Annotated in this window: 10 protein-coding genes; 1 reads left to right on the plus strand and 9 read right to left on the minus strand. The window is 66.8% G+C overall.

Annotated elements, in window-relative coordinates:
* On the plus strand, positions 1–929 hold a 929-nt coding region (locus tag D7X96_RS37645; RefSeq protein ID WP_279637426.1), incomplete at its 5' end, for a DUF481 domain-containing protein.
* A 106-nt stretch (positions 930–1,035) separates the two neighbouring features.
* Here D7X96_RS37645 and D7X96_RS37650 read toward each other — a convergent pair.
* Genes D7X96_RS37650 through nrfD form a run of 9 tightly spaced genes read right to left on the minus strand, consistent with a single transcriptional unit; the run spans position 1,036 to position 9,832 of the window.
* Positions 1,036–1,476, minus strand: coding sequence for a cytochrome C oxidase subunit IV family protein (locus D7X96_RS37650; RefSeq protein WP_120553083.1), 441 nt, complete (start codon positions 1,474–1,476; stop codon positions 1,036–1,038).
* 11 nt (positions 1,477–1,487) lie between these two features.
* Complete coding sequence (locus D7X96_RS37655; RefSeq protein WP_120553084.1) at positions 1,488–2,150, minus strand: cytochrome c oxidase subunit 3 family protein; 663 nt, start codon at positions 2,148–2,150, stop codon at positions 1,488–1,490.
* Positions 2,143–3,822, minus strand: a complete 1,680-nt coding sequence (locus D7X96_RS37660) for a cytochrome c oxidase subunit I (RefSeq protein ID WP_120553085.1) — start codon at positions 3,820–3,822, stop codon at positions 2,143–2,145. The genes D7X96_RS37655 and D7X96_RS37660 overlap by 8 nt, the downstream gene beginning before the upstream one ends.
* Positions 3,806–4,852 (minus strand): cytochrome c oxidase subunit II, encoded by a 1,047-nt coding sequence (gene coxB, locus D7X96_RS37665; protein ID WP_120553086.1) that lies wholly within the window; start codon positions 4,850–4,852, stop codon positions 3,806–3,808. Before coxB ends, D7X96_RS37660 begins: the two co-directional genes overlap by 17 nt.
* Positions 4,849–6,093 (minus strand): SCO family protein, encoded by a 1,245-nt coding sequence (locus tag D7X96_RS37670; RefSeq protein WP_244219863.1) that lies wholly within the window; start codon positions 6,091–6,093, stop codon positions 4,849–4,851. Before D7X96_RS37670 ends, coxB begins: the two co-directional genes overlap by 4 nt.
* Positions 6,090–7,289 (minus strand): hypothetical protein, encoded by a 1,200-nt coding sequence (locus D7X96_RS37680; protein ID WP_120553129.1) that lies wholly within the window; start codon positions 7,287–7,289, stop codon positions 6,090–6,092. The genes D7X96_RS37670 and D7X96_RS37680 overlap by 4 nt, the downstream gene beginning before the upstream one ends.
* The gene (locus tag D7X96_RS37685) at positions 7,286–7,846 is read right to left on the minus strand and encodes a c-type cytochrome (protein WP_014399396.1); all 561 of its coding nucleotides are present in this window, start codon (positions 7,844–7,846) and stop codon (positions 7,286–7,288) included. The genes D7X96_RS37680 and D7X96_RS37685 overlap by 4 nt, the downstream gene beginning before the upstream one ends.
* The gene (locus D7X96_RS37690) at positions 7,843–8,388 is read right to left on the minus strand and encodes a DUF3341 domain-containing protein (RefSeq protein ID WP_120553128.1); all 546 of its coding nucleotides are present in this window, start codon (positions 8,386–8,388) and stop codon (positions 7,843–7,845) included. Before D7X96_RS37690 ends, D7X96_RS37685 begins: the two co-directional genes overlap by 4 nt.
* Before the next feature lie 4 nt (positions 8,389–8,392).
* On the minus strand, positions 8,393–9,832 hold the full coding sequence (gene nrfD / locus D7X96_RS37695; RefSeq protein WP_120553127.1) for an NrfD/PsrC family molybdoenzyme membrane anchor subunit: 1,440 nt from the start codon (positions 9,830–9,832) through the stop codon (positions 8,393–8,395).
* Between the last annotated feature and the right edge of the window lie 73 nt (positions 9,833–9,905).

Genomic DNA, 9,905 nt, shown 5'->3' on the forward strand with positions numbered 1-9,905 from the left:
CCATCCCCGCGGACGCCCCCGCCGCCGAGCGCGCCGCCGCCGCCGCGGAGCGCGCCGCCCTCGCCGCCGAGCGCGCCGCCGAGGCCAGCGCCCGGCTCGCGGAGGCCATCGAGAAGCTGGCGGACGTCACCGCGCGCCAGCCCATCGCCCCGCCGCCGCCCACTCCCGAGGCCGCAGCGGCGGCCGCCGCCCCCGCGAAGCCCAGCTCCTGGGACGTCAGCGTGGGCCTGAGCCTCATCTCCATCACCGGCAACGCGTCCACGCTGACCGTGAGCGGCCTGGGCAGCGCGCTGCGCAAGACGGAGAAGTGGATCTACTCCATCAAGGCCTACGGCGCGTACGGCCGCAGCCGCCCGCCCGAGGTGGAGGGCGAGGTGGAGTCCCTGTCCCAGGTGGTGGCCCTCAACGCCGGCTTCGAGCTGCGTGGGGACCGCCGCTTCACGGAGCAGCTCAGCGGCTACCTGCTGGCCGGCGTGGACACGGACCACATCAAGAGCGTGGAGTCGCGGCCCTACGGTGAAGCCGGCGCCAGCATCCTCTGGTTCGACACCAAGAAGGACGAGAAGCTGGGCACGCGCGACTCCGTCCTGCGCACCGACTTCGCCTTCCGCTACGCCCGCGAGACGCGCTTCCAGTACTACCCGGATCGCGTGGACCTGCCGGACGTGGACCTGGGCGGTCCGCGCTTCGGTGCCCTGTTCCGCTACGGCATCTCCAAGGACATCACCTTCCAGGAGGAGGCGGAGATCCTGGTCAGCGTCATCTCCGACTCGCGCATCCTCTTCAGCAGCCAGACGCAGGTGATGGCCAGCCTCACGGACGCCCTGGCCCTGGGCGTGGGCTTCCAGGTGAAGGCCGACAGCGCTCCGCCCCCGGGCAAGGTGTCCACGGACACGGCGCTCTCCTTCAACCTGACCGTCGCCCTGTAGTCCCAAGGCGCCGGAGACGGCGGCCCGCCAAAAGCGACGCGGCGCCAGGGAGCAATCCCGGGCGCCGCGTTCGTGCTTCAAGGGGACCTGCGAGAGACGCTGCGGACTACTCGTGCTTCTCGTGGGTCTGCTTCTGCAGCTGCTGGTGCCCACCCGTGCGGCCTTCCGTCGGGTTCGCGCCGATGTCCACCGCCTGCAGGTCGCTGTACTGCGACCCCGGCGGGTTGGCCAGACGGAAGCGGGTGCCGATGTCCATCAGCGAGAAGCCGATGAGCAGCACCACGAACAGGATGGACACCGCGAACACCAGGCGGTTGGCGCCCTGGTGCTCCGACAGGTGCATGAAGTACAGCGCCACCAGCGTGCCCTTCACGCTGGCGATGATGAGCGCCAGCACCAGACCGAAGTCCGGCAGATGCATGCGGCCGGTGAAGACCGTGACGAGCGTGAGCACCAGCAGGGCAATCCAGATGACCACGTAGCGCCCGGCGCCGTGGTGCTCCTGCATGTTGTGCTCTTCCTGACGCGATTCGTTGGCGATGGCCATGTCTTAAACCCTCAGACCAGGTACAGCATCGGGAAGAGGAAGATCCACACCAGGTCGACGAGGTGCCAGTACATGGAGCCCAGCTCGACCTGCGTGTAGTTGTTCGCGCTGAAGTCCCCGACGCGGTACGCGCGCACCGTGGCGAACGCCAGCACCGTCATACCGATGACGACGTGCAGGGCATGCAGCGCCGTGGAGGCGAAGTACACGGAGAAGTACATCGGCGCGCCCGGCAGCTGGATGCCTTCGTAGAAGTAGTAGCGGCCCGGCAGCGTCCCGATGTGGAACTTGTGCTTGTACTCGAAGAACTTGATGACGAGGAAGCCCATCGCCATCAGGAGGGTGAGCACGTTCATGTGCCCCACCATCTTGTTCTTGCCCTCCTTGGCGTAGTGCACCGCCATGGCGGCGGTGAACGAGGAGGTGATGAGCACCACCGTGTTGATGGTGCCCATCGTCAGGTCCAGGCTGCGGCTGGAGGCCGCCCACGCTTCCGGGAACAGGAAGCGGTAGGCCGCGTAGCACGCGAACAGACCCGCGAAGAGCAGGATTTCCGTGGCGAGGAACAGCCACATGCCCAACCGCGCCGCGTGCTTCTGGACCTCCAGCGACGCGAAGTGGGCAGCCAGCTTGGGACCGGGCACGGAGCCCGGCGTCACGTGAGCGCTAGACATCCGACACCTCGCCCTCGGCCTTCTTCGGATCCACGTAGAAGTGCGGCTCCTCGGGATACGTCGGCTGGGGCCCGATGAAGTTGTGCGTGGGCGGAGGGGACATGGTCAGCCACTCGTAGCCCTTGCTGTTCCACGGGTTGTCCACGCGCTCGCCGTAGATGAGCGCGTAGGTCAGGTAGATGGCGATGATGATGAAGCCGAAGGCGAGCAGCGACGCACCGGCCGTGGACGCCACGTTCAGCGCCTGGAAGCGCTCCGGGTACTCGTAGTAGCGGCGCGGCATGCCCGCGTTGCCCACGAGGAACTGGGGGATGAACGTCGCGTTGAAGCCCAGGATGATGAGCGCCGCGGAAACCAGGCCCCACCCCTCGTGGTACATCTTCCCGAACATCTTCGGGAACCAGTAGTGCAGCGCGGCCAGGAAGGCCATGATCGTCGCGCCCACCATGATGAAGTGGAAGTGCGCCACGACGAAGTAGGTGTCGTGCCACGCCACGTCCAGGGACACCGTCGCCACCGCGATGCCCGTCATGCCACCGAACACGGTGAAGAACAGGAAGCCGCAGAAGTAGGCGAACGGGGTGCTGAACTCCACGGCGCCCTTGTAGACGGTGCCCACCCAGTTGAAGACCTTGATGGCGGTGAAGACGCCCACCAGCATGGACAGCACGCCGAACACGCCGGCGTTGAAGGTCGACTGGCCGGACACGAACATGTGGTGGCCCCAGGCGAAGAAGCCCACGAACGCGATGCCCACGCTCGAGTACGCCACCGCGCGGTAGCCGAAGATGTTCTTGCGGCTGAACGTGGAGACGACCTCGCTCATCACGCCGAACGCCGGCAGCACCATGATGTACACGGCCGGGTGGCTGTAGAACCAGAACAGGTGCTGGAAGAGCACCGGGTCACCGCCGCGGGCCACGTCGAACATGCCCAGGCTGAACAGGTTCTCCGCCGTCACCAGCAGGAGCAGCAGGCCAATCACCGGCGTCGCCAGCACCTGGATGCAGCTGGTGGCGTAGAGCGCCCACACCATCAGGGGCATCTTGAACCAGGTGATGCCCGGCGCGCGCATGGTGTGCGCAGTGACGATGAAGTTCATGCCCGTGAGGATGGAGCTGAACCCGATGATGAACGCGCCGAAGAGGACCGGCGCCACCGTGGTCGTCGTGTGCGCGCTGTACGGCGTGTAGAACGTCCAGCCGGTGTCCAGGCCGCCGTTGAGCATGCCCCAGAGCGCGAAGCCCGCGCCGGCCAGGTACACGTAGAGCGACAGCAGGTTCAGGCGGGGGAACGCCACGTCCTTGGCGCCCAGCATCAGCGGCAGCATGAAGTTGCCGAAGATGGCCGGGATGGCAGGGATCATGAACAGGAAGATCATGACGATGCCATGCAGCGTGAAGACGCGGTTGTACGTCATCGCGTCCATGATGGTCGGACCGGGCGTCAGCAGTTCGATCCGGATGAGCAGCGCGAAGATGCCGCCCACCAGGAAGAACAGCAGCACCCAGGCCATGTACATGATGCCGATGCGCTTGTGGTCCACCGTCAGCAGCCACGACTTCACCGTGGTGCCGTCCGTCAGGTAGCTCGGGTGGTGGCCGTGGTCGTCGTGCGCCTCATGGCCGGGGACGGCGGCCCCGGGCGCGGCGATGCTACTGGATGGGGTCATAGGCGGGGCCCTCGGAAGCGGTCTCGCGCACGTTCGCGGTGCGCAGCGTCTTGATGTACTCGACGATGGCGGCCGACTCGGGGCCCTGCAGCTTGCCCTGGTAGGTCGGCATCACGTTCTGGTAGCCGGCGACGATGTGCGCGCCCGGGTCCATCATCGACTGGGTGATGTAGGCCTCATCCACGCGGATGTTCTGGCCGTCCTCGAGCTTCTCGGTGCGCTCGTACAGACCCAGGAAGGTGGGGCCGATGTGCTTCGAGCCGTCCACCGAGTGGCACTTGAGGCAGCCCTGCGTGCCCACCAGCTTCTGGCCCTGCTCGGCCATGCGGGCGGCGGGCGGCACGAGCGACGTGTCCGCCAGCGCGTCCTGCCGGTCCTGCAGGCGGCCACGCTGCTGCTCCTGCAGCCAGTTCTCGTAGTCCTCCGGCGCGAGCACGACGACCTCGGCCAGCATCTTCGAGTGCGACAGGCCGCAGTACTCGGTGCAGAGCACCTGGTACGTGCCGGGCTTCGTCGCCTCGAACCAGGCCTGCGTGTAGCGGCCCGGCAGCGCGTCCATCTTGATGCGGAAGGACGGGACGTAGAAGGAGTGGATGACGTCGCGGGACGTGATGAGCAGGCGCACCGGGCGGTTGGCCGGCACGTGCAGCACGTTCACGCCGTTGGGGCCCTCCGGGTAGGAGAACTTCCACATCCACTGCTTGCCCATGACGTAGACATCCATCGAGTCCTTGGGCGGGGTGGTGTACCAGGTGAAGTCCCGGAACCCGATGGCGAACCACGCCAGGAAGAACACCAGCGGGACGGAGACGAAGAGGAACTCCGTCTTCAGGTCCGGCACCACGTATTCCGTGTGCTGGTGGGCCTCCCGCCGGCGGTAGCGGAAGAACATGAAGAGCGCCGCGAGGCCGACGCCCGCGGACATCACCATCGTCGTACCGACGACGAAGTAGTGCAGGAAGTCGACCCGTTCCGCGAACGTGGACGCGCGCTCCGGGAGGAACAGGAATTGGTTGGCCAGGTCGCTCATGTAGTCGCGCCTTTCTTCAGCTCGCGCCTCCAGAAATAGATCAGCATCGTGGCCAGGGCGCCGAAGACAGCCAGGGAGCCCAGGCGGATGAACCCGAAGATGTAGAAACCGTACCGCCGCGTGGCGGTGTCATACTTGAAACAGGACATGACGATGCGATCGACGCTCGTCCCGACCCGACCGCCCGCTGCTTCCAGCAGCGAAAGCTTCACGTCCTTGCGGTCGAACGACGTGCCGTAGAGGTAGCGGGAGATGCTCCCCTCCGGCGTGAGCACGGTGACCACCGCGGGGTGGGCGTACTGCTTCGTGCTCGGTTCATACGTGTACTTGAAGCCCACGGCGTCGGCGAGCTTGTGGATGTTCTCGTCGGTGCCGGTGAGGAAGTGCCACGGAGCCGTCTCCGGCTTGCCCATGGACTGGAGGTACTTGCGGCGGCGCTCCGCGCTCTGCGCCGGGGTGTCCTTGGGGTCGATGCTGACGGTGACGGCCTCGTAGTCCTTGCCCAGCTCCAGGCCCAGCTCGCGCATCACGCGGACCTGCTCGTTGATGACGAGGTTACAGAGCATGGGGCACTCGTAATAGACGAGCGTGAGCAGGGTGGGGCGCGTCTTGGACAGCAGCGTGCCCAGCCGGACCTCTTCCCCGGAGGAGTCCAGGAAGCGGGTCTCCAGGGGGAGCGGCTCCCCCAGGTGCTCCTCCACGTCCACCCCCGTCACCGGCGGGGGCAGGTCGGAGTCCGCCTCCACGATGGCGCGGGGCGTCTTGCCTCCGCCCGGCAGGGCGTACGCGGGCGTGGCGCTGGTGAGCACCAGCGCGAGCGCCGCGAGGAGCCCGGCGACGCGGGCCTTCTGGGCCTCGGTCGTGATGACCTGGTCCATGGCCTGGTCCAGCGACTTGTGGGCGGCGACGCCCGGCTGGTCACCCCAGCCGTTCTTCAGCGCCTGGTGCTGGCCGCCAATCTTCTCCGCCGCGCGCCAGTCCTGCTCGAACAGGCGCTGGTTCACGATGCCCACCTCGTACTGGCCCACCGCCGCGGGACGCGGAGGGGGACCGTTCGGCTGGGCGTCCTGCATGGTGACGACCTGGATGCGCCAGGCCCACACCGCGCCCACGAAGAAGAGGACCATGGCGCCCACACCGACGCCGATGATCTTCCCCATGACGAGGTGGTCTTCCTCGGCCGCCACGCCATGCGCGCCGACGATGACCCGCGATTCGACTTCGGACTGGGTCTTCTTCATGGCTGCACGTACCTCAGGGACTCCGCGATGTAGGGGTCCTTCACCGGGAAGGTGTACCGACCGCGCGCCCGGAAGAGGGCGTAGCCCACCGAGACCCCGCCCACGCCCACGAAGGCCGTGAGAATCGTCCAGTGGAACGTCGGACCGGCCTCACCGGAGAACGCCGGCCAGATGAGCCAATACAGGTCCACGGCGTGCATGAGAAGCATGTAGGTGGCCGCCACCGCCAGGGTCCCGGGCTTCTCCTTCAGCTTGCGTGACAGCAGCGTGAAGAACGGCAGCACGAAGTGACCGAAGAAGATGACGTAGGAGACGCCGCGCCACGGGCCGTACATGCGCAGGCCGTACCAGGGGGCCTCTTCCGGGATGTTGGCGATCCACACCAGCAGGAACTGGGAGAAGCCGATGTAGGCCCAGAACGCCGTGAAGGCGAAGATGAGCTTGCCCAGGTTGTGGTAGTGCGGCGTCTTCACCAGGCTGCCGTACAGGTCCTTGCCCTGGGCATTCACCGTGACCAGCGCGAGGACGCAGAAGGCGGCCAGGAAGCTGCCGGAGAAGTAGTAGGCGCCGAAGATGGTGGACTGCCACAGCGGCGTGAGGCTCATCAGCCAGTCAAAGGCGGCGAAGGTGATGGTCAGCGCCAGGAAGGGCAGGGCGCCCGGGGAGAACTTGCGCTGCTTGACGGTCAGCTCCAGCTCGCCCGTCTCATCCTGCTTCGTGCTCCAGCCGTACAGCCGGTGCGAGACGAAGATCCACACCGCGAAGTAGATGACCTGGCGGACGGCGAAGAAGCCCAGGTTGAGGTAGTGGGCCTTCTTGTGGGCCAGGTGCTCCACCTCCACGCCGTGGATGTGGGCGGCCAGCGGCGAGCCATCCACCCAGGGGTAGAGGTACTTCATCATCGGGATGAGGGCGAGGATGAGCACCGCGAAGACGGGCACCGCGATGGAGATGGTCTCCATGGCGCGGCGCAGGACGATGGGCCACTTCGCCTTGGCCGTGTGGAAGATGGCCAGCATGATGAGGGCGGACACGCTGATGCCGACCCAGTAGGTGAAGCCCAAGAGGTAGCTGAAGCTGGTCGCCTCGGGGTTCATGAAGAAGCCCACGGCGGTGAGCACGAGGCCCACCACGCCCAGGCCGAACGCGGGCACCATCAGCTTGGGCGTGCCGGTGTAGCGCTCCATGGCAATCATCGGTTCTCCTGCGGGACGGGCTGCGTCCCGGCGGTGCTGCGGGCGGCCTGGAGCGCGCGCACGTAGGCGACGACGGCCCAGCGCTCACGCGTGTCGAGCTCACCCGAGAAGGACGGCATGATGCCGTAGCCCTCGTTGATGGCGGTGTAGAAGTGGCCGGCCGGCTTGTCCGCGAGCTCCAGGAGGGACGGAGGCAGGCGCAGCGCCATGTTCTCCGCGACGACGCTGTTGCCGTCGCCGAGCACGCCGTGGCACTGCGAGCAGACGATGTTGTACTTCTTCTGGCCCAGCTCCAGCAGGTGCTTGTCCACCGGCAGGGGGATGGCGTTCACGGCCACGCCGTTGGCGCGGCCCGTGGAGATGCCCGGGTTGCCCACCGGCCGCTCGCGCGGGACGGTGCCGGCGGGGGGCACGCGCATGGCGCGGCCGTCCGGCCAGAACTCGGACGTCTCGTAGTACTCGTACTTGGCCTGGGTCTCCATGCGCTGGAGGAACTCCGAGCTGACGTTGCAGCCCGTGAGCGCGGCGAGCCCGGCGGCGGGGATGAGCCACCTCATTCGTTCTCTCCCGAGACGACGGTCACGTGGGTCGCGCCCAGGGCCGTCAGCTGGTTCTTGACGTCCGCGGCGTCCGTTCCCGTGGGGTGCGGGATGCTCAGCCAGTAGCCGTGCGTGGACGCGCTGCGGAACTCTTCCGACTCGAAGGCCGGGTGGTAGGGCTGCGGCAGCCGGCTCAGGCCGAGCAGGCCGAAGAAGATGCCGAACGCGGCGAACAGCACGCTCAACTCGAACGTGATGGGCACCCACGCCGGGAGGCTCAAGAGCGGACGGCCGCCGACGTTGAGCGGATAGTCGATGGTGTTCATCCACGTCTGCATCGTGAGGGCGGTCACCATGCCGGTGAGGCCGCCGCCCAGGGCGATGAAGGGCATGCGAGAGGGCGGCAGACCCAGCGCCTCCGACCCGCCGTGGAGCGGATAGGGGGAGTAGGTGTCCATGCCCTGGAAGCCCTTCTCCCGCATCTGCTGTGTGGCGGAGACGAGGGCTTCCGGAGTGGCGAACTCGGCCAACACCCAGGAATCAAGGACCTTGGCTTCCATGATGCTAGTGCGCTCCGTGGGTGAGGGTGCCCGCCCCGGCGGTGTCCGCGCCATGGCCGTGGGCAGCGTGCGCGGCGTGCTTGAGCTCCAGCTGGAGCTCCTTCACCTCGCTCACCGCGACGGCGGGAACGAACTTGAGGAACAGGAGGAACAGGGTGCCGAACAGGCCCAGCGTGCCGATGTAGATGCACCAGTCCACCCAGGTCGGCGTGTAGATGTCCCACGACGAGGGGAGGAAGTCCTGGGAGAGCGACGTCACGATGATGATGAAGCGCTCGCACCACATGCCGATGTTCACCGCGATGGACGCCACCCACATGATGGGGATGCTGGTGCGGGCCTTCTTGAACCAGAAGATGTTCGGCGTGACGACGTTGCAGGTGATCATCAGCCAGTACACGCCGGCGTAGGGGCCCGTGGCGCGGTTCACGTAGAAGGTCCAGAACTCGTACTGGTTCATGGAGTACCAGGCGATGAAGTGCTCCATCAGGTAGCCGTAGGACACCAGCAGACCCGTCGCCAGGATGACCTTGTTCATGTTCTCCAGGTGGCGGTCGGTGATGACGTCCCGGAGGCCCAGGTACTTGCGGGCGGGCACGATGAGGGTGATCACCATCGCGAAGCCGCTGAACACGGCGCCGGCCACGAAGTAGGGCGGGAAGATGGTCGCGTGCCAGCCCGGAATCTGGGAGACGGCGAAGTCGAACGACACGATGGTGTGCACGGACACCACGAGCGGCGTCGAGAGGCCGGCCAGCAGCAGGTAGCCGATCTTGTAGTTGTGCCAGTGACGGCCGGAGCCGCGCCAGCCGAGCGCGAACAGGCCGTAGATGGTGCGCTGCAGCTTGCCCTTGGAGGAGTCACGCAGGGCCGCCAGGTCCGGGATGAGGCCCACGTACCAGAAGAGCGCGGACACCGTGAGGTACGTGGAGATGGCGAACACGTCCCACACGAGCGGCGAGCGGAACTGCGCCCAGGCGCCCAGGGTGCTGGGGTAGGGGAACAGCCAGAACGCGAACCAGGGACGGCCCGTGTGGAGCAGCGGGAAGAGACCCGCGCACATGACCGCGAACAGCGTCATGGCCTCCGCGAAGCGGTTGATGCTCGTGCGCCACTTCTGCTGGAAGAGCAGGAGGATGGCGGAGATGAGCGTACCGGCGTGACCGATACCGACCCACCAGACGAAGTTGATGATGTCGAACGCCCAGCCCACCGGCTGGTTGTTGCCCCACACGCCGATGCCGCGCGCGAGGGTGTAGGTCACGCCGACGACCAGGAGGCCCAGCGCCGCGGACGTGAGGCCCAGCAGCATGAACCAACCCTTGCCGGGCTTGCGCCAGACATGGTCGAGCAGCGTTTCATTGAGGGACTTGTCGTCGTGGTGCGGCGCGACGAGGTCCCGGGGCTCGAGGGGGTCGAGCGGGAGGTGTGCGGTCTCGGCCATGACGGTCAGTGACCTCCTTCGTGCGCCGGGGCGGCTTCAGCAGGGGCAGCGGGCACGAGGGCGGGGTTGGGGT

The sequence above is a fragment of the Corallococcus interemptor genome (assembly GCF_003668875.1).
In the GTDB taxonomy this organism is placed as follows: domain Bacteria; phylum Myxococcota; class Myxococcia; order Myxococcales; family Myxococcaceae; genus Corallococcus; species Corallococcus interemptor.

Excerpts from the sequence above, each read along its gene's own strand:
- D7X96_RS37680 (WP_120553129.1), bottom strand. The coding sequence starts at position 7,289 with ATGATTGCCATGGAGCGCTACACCGGCACGCCCAAGCTGATGGTGCCC.
- coxB (WP_120553086.1), bottom strand. The coding sequence starts at position 4,852 with ATGAGCGACCTGGCCAACCAATTCCTGTTCCTCCCGGAGCGCGCGTCC.
- D7X96_RS37670 (WP_244219863.1), bottom strand. The coding sequence starts at position 6,093 with ATGAAGAAGACCCAGTCCGAAGTCGAATCGCGGGTCATCGTCGGCGCG.
- D7X96_RS37685 (WP_014399396.1), bottom strand. The coding sequence starts at position 7,846 with ATGAGGTGGCTCATCCCCGCCGCCGGGCTCGCCGCGCTCACGGGCTGC.
- D7X96_RS37660 (WP_120553085.1), bottom strand. The coding sequence starts at position 3,822 with ATGACCCCATCCAGTAGCATCGCCGCGCCCGGGGCCGCCGTCCCCGGC.
- D7X96_RS37655 (WP_120553084.1), bottom strand. The coding sequence starts at position 2,150 with ATGTCTAGCGCTCACGTGACGCCGGGCTCCGTGCCCGGTCCCAAGCTG.
- D7X96_RS37690 (WP_120553128.1), bottom strand. The coding sequence starts at position 8,388 with ATGGAAGCCAAGGTCCTTGATTCCTGGGTGTTGGCCGAGTTCGCCACT.
- D7X96_RS37650 (WP_120553083.1), bottom strand. The coding sequence starts at position 1,476 with ATGGCCATCGCCAACGAATCGCGTCAGGAAGAGCACAACATGCAGGAG.
- nrfD (WP_120553127.1), bottom strand. The coding sequence starts at position 9,832 with ATGGCCGAGACCGCACACCTCCCGCTCGACCCCCTCGAGCCCCGGGAC.